General features: G+C 67.2%; 26 protein-coding genes. 3 read left to right on the forward strand and 23 right to left on the reverse strand.

What is annotated here, in order from left to right:
• Nucleotides 1-37 precede the first annotated feature (37 nt).
• From L0984_RS27400 to L0984_RS27430, 7 genes are all read right to left on the reverse strand, one after another.
• Nucleotides 38-607: a DUF4260 family protein gene (locus L0984_RS27400; protein WP_234197570.1), complete on the reverse strand. Its 570-nt coding sequence runs from the start codon at nt 605-607 to the stop codon at nt 38-40.
• Nucleotides 600-1,070, reverse strand: coding sequence for a Spy/CpxP family protein refolding chaperone (locus L0984_RS27405; RefSeq protein ID WP_234197571.1), 471 nt, complete (start codon nt 1,068-1,070; stop codon nt 600-602). Before L0984_RS27405 ends, L0984_RS27400 begins: the two co-directional genes overlap by 8 nt.
• A 43-nt stretch (nt 1,071-1,113) precedes the next feature.
• The gene (locus tag L0984_RS27410) at nt 1,114-1,476 is read right to left on the reverse strand and encodes a DUF4148 domain-containing protein (RefSeq protein WP_234197572.1); all 363 of its coding nucleotides are present in this window, start codon (nt 1,474-1,476) and stop codon (nt 1,114-1,116) included.
• Nucleotides 1,477-1,576: 100 nt separating this feature from the next.
• Complete coding sequence (gene ptsP, locus L0984_RS27415; RefSeq protein WP_234197573.1) at nt 1,577-3,358, reverse strand: phosphoenolpyruvate--protein phosphotransferase; 1,782 nt, start codon at nt 3,356-3,358, stop codon at nt 1,577-1,579.
• Nucleotides 3,359-3,452: 94 nt separating this feature from the next.
• On the reverse strand, nt 3,453-3,722 hold the full coding sequence (locus L0984_RS27420; protein ID WP_234197574.1) for an HPr family phosphocarrier protein: 270 nt from the start codon (nt 3,720-3,722) through the stop codon (nt 3,453-3,455).
• Complete coding sequence (locus L0984_RS27425; RefSeq protein ID WP_234197575.1) at nt 3,691-4,152, reverse strand: PTS sugar transporter subunit IIA; 462 nt, start codon at nt 4,150-4,152, stop codon at nt 3,691-3,693. Before L0984_RS27425 ends, L0984_RS27420 begins: the two co-directional genes overlap by 32 nt.
• Nucleotides 4,153-4,249: 97 nt before the next feature.
• Entirely contained in the window at nt 4,250-4,762 is a 513-nt protein-coding gene (locus L0984_RS27430; protein WP_234197576.1) for a hypothetical protein, read from the reverse strand.
• 127 nt (nt 4,763-4,889) lie between these two features.
• On the opposite strand from L0984_RS27430, the gene L0984_RS27435 reads away from it, so the two are divergent.
• Nucleotides 4,890-5,387, forward strand: a complete 498-nt coding sequence (locus L0984_RS27435) for a TlpA family protein disulfide reductase (RefSeq protein WP_234197577.1) — start codon at nt 4,890-4,892, stop codon at nt 5,385-5,387.
• Between the two features lie 118 nt (nt 5,388-5,505).
• Here L0984_RS27435 and L0984_RS27440 read toward each other — a convergent pair whose 3' ends face one another.
• Entirely contained in the window at nt 5,506-5,949 is a 444-nt protein-coding gene (locus L0984_RS27440; protein ID WP_234197578.1) for a c-type cytochrome, read from the reverse strand.
• 187 nt (nt 5,950-6,136) lie between these two features.
• On the opposite strand from L0984_RS27440, the gene L0984_RS27445 reads away from it, so the two are divergent.
• Both L0984_RS27445 and L0984_RS27450 read left to right on the forward strand, forming a co-directional pair.
• Nucleotides 6,137-6,829 carry a cytochrome b/b6 domain-containing protein gene (locus tag L0984_RS27445; RefSeq protein ID WP_234197579.1) on the forward strand — a complete coding sequence of 231 codons (693 nt, stop codon included), beginning with the start codon at nt 6,137-6,139 and terminating at the stop codon, nt 6,827-6,829.
• Nucleotides 6,830-6,835: 6 nt separating this feature from the next.
• A complete protein-coding gene (locus L0984_RS27450; protein ID WP_370646211.1) occupies nt 6,836-7,360 on the forward strand; it encodes a GNAT family N-acetyltransferase in 525 nt (174 codons plus the stop codon).
• Nucleotides 7,361-7,519: 159 nt separating this feature from the next.
• Here the strand turns inward: L0984_RS27450 and L0984_RS27455 are convergent, their stop codons facing one another.
• The 15 genes from L0984_RS27455 to L0984_RS27525 all read right to left on the reverse strand — a co-directional run.
• Entirely contained in the window at nt 7,520-8,026 is a 507-nt protein-coding gene (locus L0984_RS27455; RefSeq protein WP_234197580.1) for a peroxiredoxin, read from the reverse strand.
• An 82-nt stretch (nt 8,027-8,108) separates the two neighbouring features.
• Nucleotides 8,109-8,378, reverse strand: a complete 270-nt coding sequence (gene rpsQ, locus L0984_RS27460; protein ID WP_017758386.1) for a 30S ribosomal protein S17 — start codon at nt 8,376-8,378, stop codon at nt 8,109-8,111.
• Between the two features lie 11 nt (nt 8,379-8,389).
• Nucleotides 8,390-8,605 carry a 50S ribosomal protein L29 gene (gene rpmC, locus L0984_RS27465; protein WP_234197589.1) on the reverse strand — a complete coding sequence of 72 codons (216 nt, stop codon included), beginning with the start codon at nt 8,603-8,605 and terminating at the stop codon, nt 8,390-8,392.
• Between the two features lie 40 nt (nt 8,606-8,645).
• Nucleotides 8,646-9,062 (reverse strand): 50S ribosomal protein L16, encoded by a 417-nt coding sequence (gene rplP, locus L0984_RS27470; protein WP_017758384.1) that lies wholly within the window; start codon nt 9,060-9,062, stop codon nt 8,646-8,648.
• Nucleotides 9,063-9,092: 30 nt separating this feature from the next.
• Nucleotides 9,093-9,989 carry a 30S ribosomal protein S3 gene (gene rpsC, locus L0984_RS27475; protein WP_017758383.1) on the reverse strand — a complete coding sequence of 299 codons (897 nt, stop codon included), beginning with the start codon at nt 9,987-9,989 and terminating at the stop codon, nt 9,093-9,095.
• A gap of 14 nt (nt 9,990-10,003) precedes the next feature.
• Nucleotides 10,004-10,336 (reverse strand): 50S ribosomal protein L22, encoded by a 333-nt coding sequence (rplV, locus tag L0984_RS27480; protein WP_017758382.1) that lies wholly within the window; start codon nt 10,334-10,336, stop codon nt 10,004-10,006.
• A 12-nt stretch (nt 10,337-10,348) separates the two neighbouring features.
• Nucleotides 10,349-10,624: a 30S ribosomal protein S19 gene (gene rpsS / locus L0984_RS27485; RefSeq protein ID WP_017758381.1), complete on the reverse strand. Its 276-nt coding sequence runs from the start codon at nt 10,622-10,624 to the stop codon at nt 10,349-10,351.
• A gap of 9 nt (nt 10,625-10,633) precedes the next feature.
• Complete coding sequence (rplB, locus tag L0984_RS27490; RefSeq protein ID WP_058643272.1) at nt 10,634-11,458, reverse strand: 50S ribosomal protein L2; 825 nt, start codon at nt 11,456-11,458, stop codon at nt 10,634-10,636.
• 2 nt (nt 11,459-11,460) lie between these two features.
• Nucleotides 11,461-11,787, reverse strand: coding sequence for a 50S ribosomal protein L23 (gene rplW / locus L0984_RS27495; protein ID WP_193758146.1), 327 nt, complete (start codon nt 11,785-11,787; stop codon nt 11,461-11,463).
• Nucleotides 11,788-11,792: 5 nt separating this feature from the next.
• Nucleotides 11,793-12,413, reverse strand: coding sequence for a 50S ribosomal protein L4 (gene rplD, locus L0984_RS27500; RefSeq protein ID WP_017759512.1), 621 nt, complete (start codon nt 12,411-12,413; stop codon nt 11,793-11,795).
• Complete coding sequence (rplC, locus tag L0984_RS27505) at nt 12,413-13,090, reverse strand: 50S ribosomal protein L3 (protein WP_043118345.1); 678 nt, start codon at nt 13,088-13,090, stop codon at nt 12,413-12,415. The genes rplD and rplC overlap by 1 nt, the downstream gene beginning before the upstream one ends.
• Before the next feature lie 200 nt (nt 13,091-13,290).
• Complete coding sequence (locus L0984_RS27510) at nt 13,291-13,794, reverse strand: hypothetical protein (protein ID WP_234197582.1); 504 nt, start codon at nt 13,792-13,794, stop codon at nt 13,291-13,293.
• Between the two features lie 11 nt (nt 13,795-13,805).
• Nucleotides 13,806-15,227, reverse strand: a complete 1,422-nt coding sequence (locus L0984_RS27515; RefSeq protein ID WP_234197583.1) for a hypothetical protein — start codon at nt 15,225-15,227, stop codon at nt 13,806-13,808.
• A 328-nt stretch (nt 15,228-15,555) separates the two neighbouring features.
• Nucleotides 15,556-15,873 carry a 30S ribosomal protein S10 gene (rpsJ, locus tag L0984_RS27520; protein ID WP_017759508.1) on the reverse strand — a complete coding sequence of 106 codons (318 nt, stop codon included), beginning with the start codon at nt 15,871-15,873 and terminating at the stop codon, nt 15,556-15,558.
• Between the two features lie 15 nt (nt 15,874-15,888).
• Nucleotides 15,889-16,061: elongation factor Tu (locus L0984_RS27525; RefSeq protein ID WP_234197590.1), on the reverse strand; the 173-nt coding region annotated here is incomplete at its 5' end.

A 16,061-nucleotide genomic window follows, 5' to 3' on the forward strand; every position in this document is an offset into this window, starting at 1 on the left:
GCGCGCAACGCCGTCGCGTGCGCTGTGCGGGTGGCCATCACCATGGATCGCGCGGGCCGAGGCGACCCAGGTGCGTGTGGCCGAAGCCGCGGGTGTACTTGAGGCCGTAGCCGAGCAGGCGGTCGAGGCCGATGTGCGCCAGCCAGATCGCCGACAGCGGCCAGAGCATGGCCGCCTGCGCAGGCAGCGCGAAGCCGGCCGCTGCCAGCAGCACCGGGCCGACCACGCTGTGGGCCGCGTTGTAGGCGCGCGCACCGATGGCCGGGCCGGCCAGGTAGCCCAGCATCGCCAGGTCGGGCAGCAGCAGAAGCGCGGCGAATCGGCCCCACTGGCCGGGCGCCAAATGGGCATAGGCCAGCACGGCGAACAGCAGCAGCGCGGCGCCCTCGGCACGAAGCAGCAGACGCACACCGCCTTGGGCGGCGCCGGCATCCGCCGTGGGGACGGCCCGATGGGAAGGATCGCGGCGACCCGTCATCGATTCGGCCTCGCCCATAGCGCGGGCTTCGGCGCGCGGAGCCGGGCCCGGGTGTTCGCCCGAGGTATGGCCAGGGCCGGCGTCCGCTGCCGGCCAGTCTGCCTGCCGGCCCAGCAGGACCTCAGCCATGGCGCGACCAGCGGCCACCGCGCTGCTCGATGAAGTCGCGCACCTGCTGCTGCTGCGCGGGGCGCAGGTGGTCGTAGAAGTCGGCCAGCGCGGCGATCACCTCCGGGCTGCCGCTGCGCACGGCGGCGGTCTTCTCCTCGACCAGGCGCGTCGCGGCGGCCTGGTCGAAGGTGGGACCGGCGAACAGGGCGCGCCACGGTGCACGCGCATCGGTGGTGTCGCCGCGCATGGCCTGGCGCTGGCTCTGCAGCTTGGCCGCGAGGGTGTCGAGACGCTGGCGCTGGTCGGTGTCCAGGTCCAGCTTGCGGCCGATGCGCTCGACCATGTGGGCGCGCATGGCGCCGCTGTCGGCCCCGGCCTCGTGCCAGCCGTGGCGGCCGGCGCAGGCGGTGAGCGAACCCAGCAGCAGCGTGCCGCCGAAGAGGCCCAGAAGGCCACGGGCGATGCGAGGACGGAACTTCATGAGGAGGGCTCCTGGAGTGGCTCGGACAGGTGCGGCAGGGCGCTCAGAGGCGCGAGCCGGCGGCCGACTGGGCGCGCACGTCGACCGGGTTGGGCAGCGTGGAGATCACGGTGCTGTTCACGCGCGAGCCCGAGCTCACGTTCTGGTCCGGCGCCGCCGCAGTGCGGATGGCCTCGGCCACCACGCGGGCGCGCGGTTGGGACACGGCCACGGTCTCGGGGCCGCGCGAGCCGCGGGTCACGTTCTGGTCGGGCGCGGCGGCCGCGGCGCGCGCTTCGGCGCGCACGCCGTCGCGGCTCATCGCGGAGACGGGCGCGGTCACGCCCTCGTAGGTTTCGGCATGGGCCGCCGTGCCCAGCAGGGCGAGGGCAGAGACGGCGAGGAAGGCAGCGCGGACGTTGGTCATGAGAGGTCTTTCGAGGAAGTTGTTGAAAGAGCCTTCATGGTGCCGGGCGGTCCGCGCCCGGTCTTTTCACGGCCGTCGCGCCGTGTTTCGTTTCTTTTCTTCAGCGGCCCAGCAGTTCGGCCGGATCGTCGCTGTCGACCACCTGGCGTGCCCAGTCGGCGAGCTTGCCGGCGTCGGCGCGCAGCACCTCCTGCTTGACGGTCAGGATCTGCGAGGGATGCATCGAGAAGCTGCGCAGTCCCAGGCCCAGCAGCAGCCGGGTGAACTGCACGTCGCCCGCCATCTCGCCGCACACGCTCACGCCCTTGCCCAGGCGGCGCGCCTCGGCAATGGTCTGCGCCACCAGCCGCAGCACGGCCGGATGGCTCGCGTCGTACAGATGCGCCACGCTTTCGTCGGCCCGGTCGATGGCCAGCGTGTACTGGATCAGGTCGTTGGTGCCGATGGACAGGAAGTCGAAGTGCTTGAGGAAGATCGACAGCGACAGCGCGGCGGCCGGCACCTCGATCATGGCGCCCAGGCGCACCGGGCCGGCCTCGTCGCCGCGGGCCTTCAACTCGGCGCGGGCCTTGTCGATGAAGACGAGCGTCTGCCGGATCTCGCTGGCATGGGCCAGCATGGGAATCAGCAGGTTCACTGGTCCGTGGGCCGCGGCACGCAGGATGGCGCGCAGCTGCGCCAGGAACATCGCCGGCTCCGACAGGCTCCAGCGGATGGCACGCAGGCCCAGCGCCGGATTGAGGTATTCCTGCCGCGCCGACTTGCCGTCCAGCGGCTTGTCGGCGCCGATGTCGACGGTGCGGATGGTGACCGGCATGCCCTGCATGCCCTCGACCGCGCGGCGGTAGGCCTCGTACTGCTCTTCCTCGTCCGGCAGGCGGGTGAGGTGGCGCGCCTCGCGGCCCATGAAGAGGAACTCGCTGCGGAAGAGGCCCACGCCCTGCGCGCCGGCCTTGACGGCGGCGGCGGCGTCTTCGGGCATTTCGATGTTGGCCAGCAGTTCGACACGCTCGCCGTCGAGCGTGACGGCCGGGCGGTGACGCAGGCGCCACAGGCGCTCGCGCTCCAGCTCGCCCTGGCGCTGCTTGAAGCCGTACTCGGCCAGGATGATGGGCGAGGGGTCGACGATCACCACGCCGGCGTCGCCGTCGATGATGACCCAGTCGTCCTGGCGCACCAGTTGGCTGGCCACGCGCGCGCCCACCACGGCCGGGATGTCCATGCTGCGCGCCACGATGGCCGTGTGCGAGGTGCGGCCGCCCACGTCGGTGACGAAGCCGGCGAACACGCTCTTCTTGAACTGCACCATGTCGGCGGGCGACAGGTCGTGCGCGATGAGCACCAGGGGGGCGTCGAAGCCGTCGGCCTCGTCGTCGCCGGCGATCGGCGTCTTGCGCGGCGGCGGGGGCGGTGGCGCCAGCACGGCGGCCGTGCCCTTCATCTGGCGCAGGATGCGCTCGACCACCTGCTCGAGGTCGGCCTTGCGCTCGCGCAGGTACTCGTCCTCCATCTCGTCGAACTGGCGCGCCACCACCTCGAGCTGGCTGGTCAGCGCCCATTCGGCGTTGTAGAGCCGGTCGACGATCCAGTGGCGCACGCCGTCGGAGAGGGCTTCGTCCTGCAGCAGCATGAGGTGCACTTCGAGCAGGCCCGCCAGTTCGTGCGGCGCCTCGTCACGCTTCATCTGCGAGACGCTGGCGCGCAGGCGCTCCAGCTCTTCGGCCACCGCGTCGCGCGCGGCGCGCACGCGGTCGATCTCGGACGCCACCTCCTGCGGCTGGATGAAGTAGTGCGCCACGTCCAGCCGGCTCGACACCACCAGCACCGCCCGCCCGATGGCGATGCCCCGGGCGACGTTGAGACCGTGGATGGAGATCGTCATGGCCGCACGCCGGGCCGCCCCAAGTGCGGCCAGCCCCCTCGGGGGGTGGCGTTACACGCCGCGCAGCGGCGTGATAAGCCTGGGGGCCTCACGTTCATTCGCCCTCGCCGAACTTGTCGTTCATCAGGGCGACGATGGCGTTCATCGCCTCCTGCTCCTGCGCCCCCTCCGTCTCCAGCTCCACCGTGGCCCCCAGCCCCGCGGCCAGCATCATCACGCCCATGATGCTCTTGGCATTGACACGGCGCTCGCCGCGCGCAATCCACACCTCGCAGGGAAAGCTGCCCGCCAGCTTGGTGAGCTTGGCGGAGGCGCGCGCATGAAGGCCCAGCTTATTGCTGATGGTCACGGATGTCTTGATCACTGTATTTACGTCTCACCTGATTGAGGGGGGCGGCCACGGCCACCTGCATGACGCCGGCCGTGCCGCCAGCGATGGCCCGCTGCACCTGCGCGTCGAGCGGCTCGTGGCGATAGGTCACGGCCCGCAGCAGCATGGGCAGGTTCACCCCCGCCACCAGCCGCGAGCGCACGCCATCCACCAGCTGCTGCGCCACGTTGCAGGGCGTGGCGCCGAACACGTCGGCCAGCACCAGCACCTGCGAGCGCGAACCCCCACGATGGAACTGCTGCTCCAGCAGGATGCGTGCCGCGCCCAGCGACTCCTCGGGCGACACATTGGGTTGGACGTCGAGCGCGGCCAGTGCGCCTTCGCAATCGGGGAAGACATGCAGGGCGCACTGGCGCAAGGCGTGAGCCAGGGGCGCGTGGGCGACGATGAGGATGCTGTTCATGCAGGCGGCAGGCGGCGAGGGCATCGATTATGGGCCGAGGGCCCGGTGCACTGGCATGGCGGTTGCACGGCGGCCCTGGCACGGAAAGGACGGAGCGTCAGCGCAGGCGCAGGCCTTCCCAGAAGGTCTCCAGCGCCTGCGCGTCCGGAGGATGGCCGAGCACGGTGGCCTGATAGAGCGTGTAGCGGCCGACGGCATCCACCTGGGCGAACCAGCGCATGCGGGCCTGCTGCGGGCCGGCAGCGCCGGTCTCCCCCTCGGCGACGAGGTCGATGGCCGGCGGCATCTCGGCCGCGCGTGGCACGCGCGCCGGCGACTCCTGCACCTGGCCGCGTGCGCGCCACGGCGCGCGGGCAGCCATGCGCCAGGCCTCCAGGCGGCGCCGGGCCTCGGCGGGCGAGTTGCCGCCCTCCATGCGCGCCACGGCGAAGGTGGCGTCGCCCGCGGTGCAACCGGCCATGTCCAGACTCACCGCCTGGCCCGCCAGGTCGACCTCGCGCTGGGCACGGTCGGGCTTGCAGGGCAGCAGCACCAGCAGGCCGTCGCCCACCGGCACGTCACGCCAGTTGAACACCGGATTGCAGGCGGCCAGCAATGCCAGCACAGCCATGTACACGGAACTAGAATTCCGACGCCTCATCGAAGGATGCCTCCATGAAAACCGCTCTCCCTGTCCATTCCCGCGCGCGGTCCGTGACCCGCTCCCGGGCCTTGTCGATGCGAGGAGCAGCCTGACCATGAAAAAAGCACTGTATGCGCTCGCGCTGGCGGCCGTGGCGGCGGTGGGCACCACGGTCTACCTCCAGGCCGGCACCAGCCCGGCGCCCAGCTCCAAGTTCGTGCTGCTGGACGGCTCCACCAAGTCGACGGCCGATTTCAAGGGCAAGGTGACGCTGGTCAACTTCTGGGCCACGAGCTGCACCACCTGCGTGGCCGAGATGCCGCGCGTGATCGCCACCTACGAGAAGTACAAGGGCCAGGGCTACGACACCGTCGCCGTCGCCATGGACTACGACCCGCCGAGCTACGTGGTGAACTTTGCGCAGACGCGCAACCTGCCCTTCAAGGTCGCCATCGACAACACCGGCGCCATCGCGCAGGCCTGGGGCGACGTCAAGCTCACGCCCACCACCTACCTGGTCAACAAGCGCGGCGAGATCGTCAAGCGCTATGTGGGCGAGCCCGACTTCGCCGAGCTGCATCAGCTGATCGAGAAGCTGCTGGCGCAGGCCTGAACCAGCGCCCGCACTCAAAGAAAAAGGCGTCCCGCGGGACGTCTTTTTGCTGCCTGCACGAAGTCGCGTCACACGAGGGCGGCAGACGGCGGGACGGGCCCAGGCCGGGCCGCCGCGCTCACTCGCGGAAGGAATCGTGGCAGGCCTTGCACGAGGCGCCTGCCGGGCCGATGGCGGCCTTGATCGCGTCCAGATTGCCCGTCTTGGCAGCGGCGGCCAGCTTGGCCACTTCGCCTTCGGCCTTGCCGGCGGCGGCCTTGAACTTGTCCTGCTCCTTCCAGATGGCGGGGCTGGCCTTGCCGCCTTCGGTGCCGGGACCGAAGCCTGCCCAGGGCTGCTTGATCAGCTCGGCGGCGCGGGCCGCGCTGGCCTCGGCCACCTTGGCATCGAAGTCGGCCCGGCCGCTGGCCATGTCGGCGACGCGTTTGAAGTTCTGCTGCATTTCCTTCAGCGTGGCCTGGCGGTACTTGATGGCGTCCTGCGGCGTCGCGAAGGTCGGCTGGGCCACGGCATTCGTGGCAATGATCGCCACCGCGGCGGCAGAAACGAGGGAACGGAACATCGAGGGATTCCTTGTAGAAAGTGGACCCGCCACACCGACGGGGACGCCCGCGCGAGTTTAGGGCCGGCCCTTCCGACGCCCGGGCAGGGTCGGGCGAGCCGGCGGCCTATCGGGCATTCGTACTGCTTTTGTTAATCTGCGGGGCATTTTTGGCTCGTGCGGCCCCCGCCGCCGCTTCCCTCGTCCCATGGCATCCAACGCTGCATCCTCCGTCCCGACCGCGCGCGTGCGTGTCTGGGACCTGCCCACGCGACTGTTTCACTGGGCCCTGGCCGGCTGCGTGATCGGGCTGGTGGTCACGGCCAAGACCGGTGCGATGGAGTGGCACTTCCGGCTGGGCTACACGACGCTGGCGCTGCTGCTCTTCCGGCTCGTGTGGGGCTTCGCCGGTGGCTACTGGTCCCGCTTCGGCAGCTTCCTGCGGGGACCGGGCACGGTGATGGCCTACCTGCGAGGCAGGGCAGACGGCCATTCGCAGCTGGGCCATAACCCGCTCGGTGCACTGTCGGTGCTGGGCATGCTGTCGGTGCTGCTTCTGCAGGTGGCCACCGGCCTCATGGCCGATGACGCCATCAGCTTCACCGGCCCGCTCGCTGCGGTTGTGCCTGGAGCCTGGTCCAGCTGGGCCACCGATTGGCACAAGGACGCCGGGCAGTGGCTGGTCATCGCCTTGGTCGTGCTGCATGTGCTGGCCGTGGCGTTCCATGCCGTCGTCAAGCGCGAACGCCTGGTGCCCGCGATGGTGACGGGCGACCGGACCATACAGGCCGCGACGGCCGTGCCGCAAAGCCGCGACGACCTGCCACGGCGCACCCTGGGACTCGTGTTGTTCTCCCTTTGCGCAGCGGTGGCCGCCTGGGTGTCAACGCTGCAAGGTTGATGCAGCATGGACGAAGCCGGCATGCGCACCATCCACTTGAGCGAGCCTCGCGACGACGTGCAGCTTGCCGCGGCCACGGAACTGCTTCGGGAATACGCCGCGTCGCTGACGATCGACCTGTGCTTCCAAGGGTTCGACGAGGAGCTGGCCGCGCTGCCGGGCGACTATGCCGCGCCACGCGGCGCGTTGCTCCTGGCATGGGTCGGCGGGAACCCTGAGGCCGCCGGCGAGGACGCCCAGCTGGCGGGATGCTGCGCCTTGCGTCCGCTGGACACGGCGGACTATCCCAACGCCGCGGAGATGAAGCGGCTGTACGTGCGTCCTGCCTATCGTGGCCTGGGGCTGGGCCGGCAGTTGGCGGAGGCCACGCTGGACGCGGCACGCCAGGCGGGCTATTCCTGCGTGCTGCTGGACACGCTGGATGACATGGAATCGGCGCGGGCGCTCTACATGGACCTCGGCTTCCAGGACATCCCGCCCTACTACCACAACCCCATCGCCGGGGCGCATTACCTCAAGGCCGATCTCTGAACCCAGGGTCGACGGCGCGGCACAGCGGCGCCCGTCTGTGCCCGCACCGTCCGTCTGGTTCAGACGCCTCAAGGCCTGGAGGCCGCGATGCCCGCTCCCAAAAAAAGAGGGCCGGACGAGTCGTCCGGCCCTCTGATGCCGCGCGAGGCGGCGAGGCGATCAGCCCTTGGCCTGGGCCAGCAGCGTACCCGCGTCGCTCACCTCGAACTTGCCGGGACCCTCGACGTTGAGCGACGCCACCTTGCCGTCCTTGACCAGCATCGAATAACGATTGCTGCGCAGGCCCATGCCGCGTGCGGCGAGGTCCAGCGTCAGGCCCGTGGCTTTGGCGAAGTCGGCACTGCCGTCGGCCAGCATGCGCACCTTGCCGTTGGTCTTCTGGTCGCGCGCCCAGGCGCCCATCACGAAGGCGTCGTTCACGCTCAGGCACCAGATCTCGTCCACGCCCGCCGCCTTGAAGGCATCGGCGCCTTCCACATAGCCCGGCACGTGCTTGGCCGAGCAGGTGGGCGTGAAGGCCCCGGGCAGCGCGAAGAGCGCGATGGTCTTGCCGGCGCTGGCCTTGGCCACATCGACGGGGTTGGGGCCGATGCTGCAGCCCTCGCCCTCGACCTCCGAATACTCGTACAGCGTGACCGCAGGAATCGTGTCGCCAACCTTGATCATGGAAGCTCCTCTGGGGATTGATGAAAAACAAAAACGGCCCACATTGTGGGCCGTTTTGCTTGCACCGCGAGGGTGGTGGGGATCAGACCGCGGCGGCCTTCTCGACCAGACGCGTGGCGATCCAGTTCTTGGACTTGGAGATCGGACGCGACTCGGTGATCTCGATCACGTCGCCCAGATGGAACTGGCCGTCTTCGTCGTGCGCGTGGTACTTGCTCGACTTGATCATGATCTTGTTGTAGATCGGGTGCTTGACGCGGCGCTCGACGAGCACCGTGACGGTCTTTTCGCGCTTGTCGCTGACGACCTTGCCGACCAGGGTGCGCTTGAGGGATTGCTTGGCTTCCGTCATGTTCACAGTCCTTACTTGGCGGAGTTGAGGCTGGAGGCAGCCTGCTTCTGCGCCAGGATGGTCTTGGCACGGGCGATGTCGCGGCGGGTCACGCGCAGGCTGGCCACGTTGGCGAGCTGTTGCGTGGCCTTCTGCATGCGCAGACCGAAATGGGCCTTCTGCAGATCCTTGACTTCGGCCTGGAGGCCGGCGACGTCCTTCTCGCGCAGGGTAGCGGCCTTGGACACCTTGGCTGCATTCTTCTTGGTTGCCATGAGAGTTCTCCTATCAGGCGCCAAGCTGGCGAGCAACGAAGGTCGTGCGCAGCGGCAGCTTGGCTGCAGCCAGGCGGAACGCTTCACGAGCGAGTTCTTCGGGCACGCCGACGATCTCGTAGATGACCTTGCCCGGCTGGATCTCGGCCACGTAGTACTCGGGGTTGCCCTTGCCGTTACCCATCCGGACTTCAGCGGGCTTGGTCGAGATCGGCTTGTCGGGGAACACGCGGATCCAGATACGGCCACCGCGCTTCACATGGCGCGAGATGGCACGGCGAGCGGCTTCGATCTGGCGCGCCGTCAGGCGGCCGCGATCGACAGACTTCAGGCCGAAGTCACCGAAAGCCACCGAGTTGCCCCGGGTGGCGACGCCGGTGTTGCGGCCCTTTTGTTCCTTGCGGAACTTTCTGCGTGCAGGTTGCAGCATTAGATTTCTCCGTCTTTCTCAGGGCCGGGTTTATTCGGCCTTGGCGCCGTCCGCTGCTGCAGCGGGCGCGGCTTTGCGGACGCGCTTAACGGCGGGCTTGTTGGGGTCCACGGCTTCGGCGGGCTTGTCGCTGCCGTCGGCCGGGGCGGTGTTGCCACCGATCGGACCACGGGCACCGGCACGCGGGCCACCGCGGCGGTCGTTGCCGCCCGGGCGGCCGTCACGACGCGGACCACGCGGACCGCGGCGCTCTTCGCCCTCGGGGCGCGGCGTGCTGTCCAGCGAAGGCGCGTCGTTGCGGCCCAGGGTGTCGCCCTTGTAGACCCAGACCTTCACGCCGATCACACCGTAGGTGGTCTTGGCTTCGGAGGTGCCGTAGTCGATGTCGGCGCGCAGGGTGTGCAGCGGCACACGGCCTTCGCGGTACCACTCGGTACGGGCGATTTCGATGCCGTTCAGGCGGCCGGCGGACATGATCTTGATGCCCTGGGCGCCCAGACGCATGGCGTTCTGCATCGCGCGCTTCATGGCGCGACGGAACATGATGCGCTTCTCGAGCTGCTGCGTGATGCTGTCGGCGATCAGCTGGGCATCGACTTCAGGCTTGCGCACTTCCTCGATGTTCACGGCCACCGGCACGCCCAGCTGCTTGCCCAGGTCGCGCTTCAGGTTCTCGATGTCCTCGCCCTTCTTGCCGATCACCACGCCCGGACGTGCCGAGAAGATGGTGATGCGGGCGTTCTTGGCGGGGCGCTCGATCAGCACGCGCGAAACGGACGCGTTCTTGAGCTTCTTCTTCAGGTACTCGCGAACCTTGATGTCCTCGGCCAGCATGCCCGCGAAGTCGCGGTTGTTGGCGTACCAGCGGCTGGCCCAGTTGCGGCTGACCGCAAGGCGGAAGCCGGTCGGGTGGATTTTCTGTCCCATGTTTCTTCCAGACCTTAGTTGCCGACGGTCACGTACACATGGCACGTGGGCTTGCTGATGCGGTTGCCGCGGCCCTTGGCGCGCGCGGTGAAGCGCTTGAGCGTGGCGCCCTGCTCGACGTAGATCGTCTTGACGCGGAGCTCGTCGATGTCGGCTCCGTCGTTGTGCTCGGCGTTGGCGATGGCCGACTCGAGCACCTTCTTGACGATCACGGCGGCCTTCTTCTGGGTGAATTCCAGAATGTTCAGCGCTTGATCGACCTTCTTGCCGCGGATCAGGTCGGCAACGAGACGGCCCTTGTCCACAGACAGGCGCACGCCGCGGAGAACTGCACGTGTTTCAGACATGTTCTCTGCTCCTTACTTCTTGGCTTTCTTGTCCGCCGGGTGACCCTTGAACGTACGGGTCAGTGCGAACTCGCCCAGCTTGTGGCCGACCATCTGGTCGGTCACGTAGACGGGCACATGCTGCTTGCCGTTGTGCACGGCAATGGTCAGGCCGATGAACTCGGGCAGCACCATCGAGCGGCGCGACCAGGTCTTGATCGGCTTCTTGTCCTTGGTCGCGATGGCCTTCTCGACCTTGGCGATCAGGTGGTGGTCGACGAAGGGACCTTTTTTGAGAGAGCGAGTCATGGCTGCCCCTTACTTCTTGCGACGCGACACGATGAAGACCTGCGTGCGCTTGTTGTTGCGGGTACGGTAACCCTTGGTGAGGTTGCCCCACGGGTCGACCGGATGGCGGCCTTCGCCGGTCTTGCCTTCACCACCACCGTGCGGGTGGTCGACCGGGTTCATCACCACACCGCGGACGGTCGGGCGAATACCACGATGGCGGGTCGCACCAGCCTTGCCGTACTGGCGCAGGCTGTGTTCTTCGTTGGCCACTTCACCGATGGTGGCGCGGCACTCGATGTGGATCCGGCGCACTTCGCCCGAACGCATACGCACCTGGGCGTAAATGCCTTCGCGGGCCAGCAGCGTGGCCGAAGCACCAGCGGAACGTGCGATCTGCGCACCCTTGCCCGGCTGCAGCTCGATGCAGTGGATCGTCGAACCGACGGGGATGTTGCGGATCGGCAGGGTGTTGCCGGCGCGGATCGGGGCTTCCGAGCCGCTCACCAGGGTTGCACCGGCTTCCACACCGCGCGGGGCGATGATGTAGCGGCGCTCGCCGTCGGCGTAGCACACCAGCGCGATGTGGGCGGAGCGGTTCGGGTCGTACTCGACGCGTTCGACCTTGGCCGGAATGCCGTCCTTGTTGCGCTTGAAGTCGACCACACGGTAGTGGTGACGATGGCCACCGCCCTTGTGACGGGTGGTGATGTGGCCGTTGTTGTTGCGGCCGGCCTTCTGGAACTGAGGCTCCAGCAGGGGGGCGTAGCCTTCACCCTTGTGCAGGTGGTCGCGCGAGATCTTGACCGCGCCGCGTTGGCCCGGGGAAGTCGGCTTGAGCTTGATGACGGCCATGATTACGCAGCCTCCGAAACCAGGTTGAGCTCCTGACCGGGCTTGAGCGTCACGTAGGCCTTGCGAACGTTGTCGCGGCGGCCCACCGAGCGGCCGAAGCGCTTGGTCTTGCCCTTGATGTTGGCGACAGACACGCCCTTGACCTCGACCTTGAACATCAGCTCGACAGCGGCCTTGATCTCGGGCTTGGTGGCGTCCTGGAGAACCTTGAAGGTGATGGCGTTCGACTTCTCGCCGACCATCGTGGCCTTCTCGGAGACGATCGGTGCGACCAGCACAGCCATCAGGCGGCCTTCGTCGAACTCGCGCTCCGCGGGGGTGGGATTCATGCGGCTCATGCGAACATCTCCTTGAGCTTGTCGACGGCCGCCTTGGTCACCAGCACCTTCTTGTAGTGCACGAGCGACACGGGATCGGCGTAGCGCGGCTCGACCACCAGCACGTTGGCCAGGTTGCGCGAGGCGAGGTACAGGTTCTCGTCGACTTCTTCGGCGATCACGAGCACGGACTCGAGGTTCATCGCCTTGAACTTGGCAGCCAGCTGCTTGGTCTTGGGCGAGTCGACCTTGAGGGACTCGACCACGGCCAGGCGGCCTTCGCGGGCCAGCTGCGAGAAGATGGACGCCATGCCGGCGCGGTACATCTTCTTGTTGATCTTCTGCGAGAAGTTTTCGTCAGGCAGGTTCGGGAAGATCCGGCCGCCCCCACGCCACAGCGGCGACGAGGTCATACCGGCGCGGGCGCGGCCCGTGCCCTTTTGCTTGAACGGCTTCTTGGTGGAGTGCTTGACCTGCTCGCGGTCCTTCTGGGCGCGGGTGCCCTGACGCGCGTTGGCCTGGTAGGCGACGACGATCTGATGGATCAGATCTTCGTTGTAGGCACGACCGAACACGGTCTCGGGCGCGTCGTACTTCGACGCAGCCTGGCCCTGCTCATTCAGGAGTTCGAGTTCCATTACTTCGCTCCTTCTGCCTGGGGCTTGGCCTTGACGGCGGGACGCACGGTCACGAAGCCGCCCTTGGCACCGGGGATGGCACCCTTGATCAGCAGCAGCTGACGGGCTTCGTCGATGCGCACGATGTCCAGGTTCTGGGTGGTGACGGTCTCGTCGCCCATGTGGCCGGTCATCTTCTTGCCCGGGAACACGCGACCCGGATCCTGGGCCATCGAGATGGAGCCCGGGACGTTGTGGGAGCGGCTGTTACCGTGCGACGCACGCTGCGACGCGAAGTTGTGGCGCTTGATGGTGCCGGCGAAGCCCTTGCCGATCGAGGTGCCTTGCACATCGACCTTCTGGCCTGCTGCGAACACGGCGTTGGCGGCAATCACGCCACCGGCCTGGTGCTGCGCAGCAGCTTCGGCCGTCACGCGGAATTCGCGGATGATTTCACCGGCTTCGACGCCAGCCTTGGCCAGATGGCCGGCTTGGGGCTTCGTCACGCGCGAGGCACGACGGGCACCGAACGTCACCTGCAGAGCGACGTAGCCGTCGTTCTCTTGGGTCTTGACCTGGGTCACGCGGTTGTTGGACACGTCCACCACGGTGACGGGCACTGCATCGCCGTCGTCCGTGAAGAGGCGCATCATGCCCACCTTGCGGCCCAGCAACCCGAGGGAGTTGCTTTGACTCATGGTTTTTCTCCAAAACTCCCGCCGCTGCCACTGCAATTGGCGACAACGTTGAACGCCCGCGAAATGCAGGCGGATACGAGAGAAGGGTTGATGAATGTTCACGCCGCCCGGCACCCTTAGGAACCGGCACGGAGCGAACTGCGCACTGTAGCACGAAGCAAGATGTCGCGCAATGCGGTCCATCCACGGACAGCAGGGCGCTACTTCACCGGCATCAAGATCATCTTCTCGCCGCCCGGGGCCTCCTTGAGCAGACTGGACGGGGGCAGACTCTTCGACGGGGTGCCAATCTGGATGGGAATCGAGGCTGCCGTGGCGGCTCCACCCTGGGTGATGAATACGTTGAGATAGGCCGTCCCAGTGGCCTGAGGCGTCACGTGAACGGTCCAAGAGGAACGCCCGGCGGGCAGTGACCACTCGGGAGACGGCAAATCCAGTGTCAACCCGGGCTCGGGCTGCAGCTTCACGATCGCCCCTTGGCTGCCCACACCGGAGAACACGAGCAGAAGCGGAACCGTCTCGCCTACTTGAGATGCCGCAGCCACGCTGTACTGCAAGATCACGCCAGAGCCGTTCATCTTGACGGGGGCCGTGACCAACCGATTCCCAGATACCGTCGGCGCGGAGGTCCCGCCGGCGTGGACGCCCAACGCAAGAGCGAGAAGGGTGGCCGCACAGCCGCAGGCCTTGAATGTGTTGTGCATGCTCTTCCCTTTCAGTTGATCGTCACCGTGAAACAGGTGTTTGAGGAAGCGTTGTTGTAATCATTGATGGCCAGCACAGCCTGGCCGGCGGCCAGACCGACCGTCCCCGACTCCGTACCGGAATTCGCGTTGACGGCCTCTCCCACTTTTCCGCGCTGGTAGACGACGAAGTCGGGGTCCGAAGCCGCCGGCCCCTGGATGCTGATCGTGTAGCTGCGCGCCTGTGCCACTGGAAGAACGAGGAAGGCATAGCTGCCGAGCTTGTTGCCATCCGCCCCGGGGTCGGCCCGGTTGGTGACGCATGCCTGCTGAGGCGTCGCCAAACCGACGGCGGTGTACAGGGGCAAAGCAAAGGCGCCCAATCCACCATCATTGGTTTCGTTGGCGCCAAAGGCATCCACTGGCGGGACCACACCCTGCGCGGCAAGCAGGCCGTTCAGCGACGCGGTCTGACCGGGCGTGGCCCCCGCATAGAACGCGGTCGCGAACGCATGGACCGACGTCACCGCCGTCGTGCTTTTCAATCCCTGCGTCATGGCTTGGTGAATCGGCGCAAGACCGACCGCGGCATGCAACTTCCAAAGAATGGACTGCACGGACATTTCGTTGAACCAGCCGGGCGAACTGGCCGCCCCGGCATCCAGGGCAAAGGCAAAACCCTGCGCTTGCCGCTGCCCCGCCGAATCCGAATAGGTACTGCGGTCCAGCGCGATGCCGGACCAGGCGTTGCCCCACCCTTCCGAAAAGGCGAGCCGCCGATCGAGAAGGTCACCAAAGCTGTGCGTACCGCCAGGAGAGTCGTCCCTGGAGAAGGCCGATTGGTAGTAATGCCCCCACTCATGGACGACCACCGAGCTGTCGTACTCGTCCGTGTCCACGTTCTCGCTGCCCAGGACGAAGATGGCGCGCGTCCCGCCACTGGCGGTGTAGTCGCTGAAATGCGAGGTGCCGATCTGCCCGAGGGTCACGGAGCCCGATGCAGGCCTGTTGCTGGGGCTCCAATAGACATTCAGGATGGGAAACGATGCACCCGGCGCAACGCCGAGGATCTTGGCTTGCGCCGTGTAGATTGCATCGAGCAGCGCGAAGGGCGCCGCCACCCGCTCGCTTCCATACGACGAGCCGGCCCAACCCGAGGGGGCGTGAAGGTCTTTTGCCTGGGCGCTACCGGTGGCCGCGAAGTATCCGCTTTGCATGCCGTAAAGGCCGCCAGATTGGGTATTGTCCCGAACCGCGACATCCCAACTGCCATCGGTCCCACTGTGCTGCAGCCGGGCCATGACGCGCACCGCGAGCGACGTCGCGGCCGGAATCGCGACCGAGTAGCGCCCGTCGGCATCGGTCACGGTCGACGCCTTGACAGTGCCCGTGGCATCCACGACGTCGAGCGGCGCACCCCGAACAGGCTTGGCCACGGTGGCTGCATAGTTCAACGCGCCATTGAAACTGGGCACCGAGTCGAAGGTAATGCGCCCGGAAAGGGTTGCCGTCGCCGGGGCCGCGGTGCCTGACGACCCTCCGCCTCCACCCGTGACGGGCAGCACAGCGCCACCCCCTCCGCCACCGCCTCCACCTCCGCACGAGGCCAGCAATACCGCACAGGCCAGCAACGCTGGGCCCGACCACCATCGACGAGTCATTTGACTTCTCTCCCTGACAGCAAAGGGCGAGAAGCTTAGAGGCCGCTGGCGTCAACCCAAAGAACGCAAAAGCCCGCGGCCTGAAGGCACGCGGGCTCTTTTCACGAAGCTGCCGAAAAACTTACTGCAGCTTGATCTCGACGTCCACGCCGGCCGGCAGGTCGAGCTTCATCAGCGCGTCCACCGTCTTGTCCGTGGGATCGACGATGTCCATCAGGCGCTGGTGCGTGCGGATCTCGAACTGGTCACGGCTCGACTTGTTGACGTGCGGCGAACGCAGGATGTCGAAACGCTTGAAGCGCGTCGGCAGGGGCACCGGGCCCTTGACGATGGCGCCGGTGCGCTTGGCGGTGTCGACGATCTCGGCAGCCGATTGGTCGATCAGCTTGTAATCGAAGGCCTTGAGGCGGATGCGGATCTTCTGCTTGTTGGTAGCCATGATGGGTCCCGATCCTTACTCGATGATCTTGGCCACGACGCCGGCGCCGACGGTACGGCCGCCTTCGCGGATGGCGAAGCGCAGGCCTTCTTCCATGGCGATCGGAGCGATCAGCTTGACCGTGATCGACACGTTGTCGCCAGGCATCACCATTTCCTTGTCCTTCGGCAGCTCGATCGCGCCGGTCA

The sequence above is a fragment of the Pseudacidovorax sp. NFM-22 genome (assembly GCF_021401245.1).
Lineage (GTDB): Bacteria > Pseudomonadota > Gammaproteobacteria > Burkholderiales > Burkholderiaceae_C > Xenophilus.

Coding starts and splice junctions, on each gene's coding strand:
- rplW (WP_193758146.1), bottom strand. CDS start 11,787: ATGAATCCCACCCCCGCGGAGCGCGAGTTCGACGAAGGCCGCCTGATG.
- ptsP (WP_234197573.1), bottom strand. CDS start 3,358: ATGACGATCTCCATCCACGGTCTCAACGTCGCCCGGGGCATCGCCATC.
- L0984_RS27435 (WP_234197577.1), top strand. CDS start 4,890: ATGAAAAAAGCACTGTATGCGCTCGCGCTGGCGGCCGTGGCGGCGGTG.
- rplP (WP_017758384.1), bottom strand. CDS start 9,062: ATGCTGCAACCTGCACGCAGAAAGTTCCGCAAGGAACAAAAGGGCCGC.
- L0984_RS27450 (WP_370646211.1), top strand. CDS start 6,836: ATGGACGAAGCCGGCATGCGCACCATCCACTTGAGCGAGCCTCGCGAC.
- L0984_RS27510 (WP_234197582.1), bottom strand. CDS start 13,794: ATGCACAACACATTCAAGGCCTGCGGCTGTGCGGCCACCCTTCTCGCT.
- L0984_RS27445 (WP_234197579.1), top strand. CDS start 6,137: ATGGCATCCAACGCTGCATCCTCCGTCCCGACCGCGCGCGTGCGTGTC.
- rplD (WP_017759512.1), bottom strand. CDS start 12,413: ATGGAACTCGAACTCCTGAATGAGCAGGGCCAGGCTGCGTCGAAGTAC.
- L0984_RS27430 (WP_234197576.1), bottom strand. CDS start 4,762: ATGGCTGTGCTGGCATTGCTGGCCGCCTGCAATCCGGTGTTCAACTGG.
- L0984_RS27425 (WP_234197575.1), bottom strand. CDS start 4,152: ATGAACAGCATCCTCATCGTCGCCCACGCGCCCCTGGCTCACGCCTTG.
- rpsS (WP_017758381.1), bottom strand. CDS start 10,624: ATGACTCGCTCTCTCAAAAAAGGTCCCTTCGTCGACCACCACCTGATC.
- L0984_RS27400 (WP_234197570.1), bottom strand. CDS start 607: ATGGCTGAGGTCCTGCTGGGCCGGCAGGCAGACTGGCCGGCAGCGGAC.
- rplV (WP_017758382.1), bottom strand. CDS start 10,336: ATGTCTGAAACACGTGCAGTTCTCCGCGGCGTGCGCCTGTCTGTGGAC.
- L0984_RS27455 (WP_234197580.1), bottom strand. CDS start 8,026: ATGATCAAGGTTGGCGACACGATTCCTGCGGTCACGCTGTACGAGTAT.
- rpsQ (WP_017758386.1), bottom strand. CDS start 8,378: ATGACGGAAGCCAAGCAATCCCTCAAGCGCACCCTGGTCGGCAAGGTC.
- rplB (WP_058643272.1), bottom strand. CDS start 11,458: ATGGCCGTCATCAAGCTCAAGCCGACTTCCCCGGGCCAACGCGGCGCG.
- L0984_RS27410 (WP_234197572.1), bottom strand. CDS start 1,476: ATGACCAACGTCCGCGCTGCCTTCCTCGCCGTCTCTGCCCTCGCCCTG.
- rplC (WP_043118345.1), bottom strand. CDS start 13,090: ATGAGTCAAAGCAACTCCCTCGGGTTGCTGGGCCGCAAGGTGGGCATG.
- L0984_RS27405 (WP_234197571.1), bottom strand. CDS start 1,070: ATGAAGTTCCGTCCTCGCATCGCCCGTGGCCTTCTGGGCCTCTTCGGC.
- L0984_RS27440 (WP_234197578.1), bottom strand. CDS start 5,949: ATGTTCCGTTCCCTCGTTTCTGCCGCCGCGGTGGCGATCATTGCCACG.
- rpsJ (WP_017759508.1), bottom strand. CDS start 15,873: ATGGCTACCAACAAGCAGAAGATCCGCATCCGCCTCAAGGCCTTCGAT.
- rpsC (WP_017758383.1), bottom strand. CDS start 9,989: ATGGGACAGAAAATCCACCCGACCGGCTTCCGCCTTGCGGTCAGCCGC.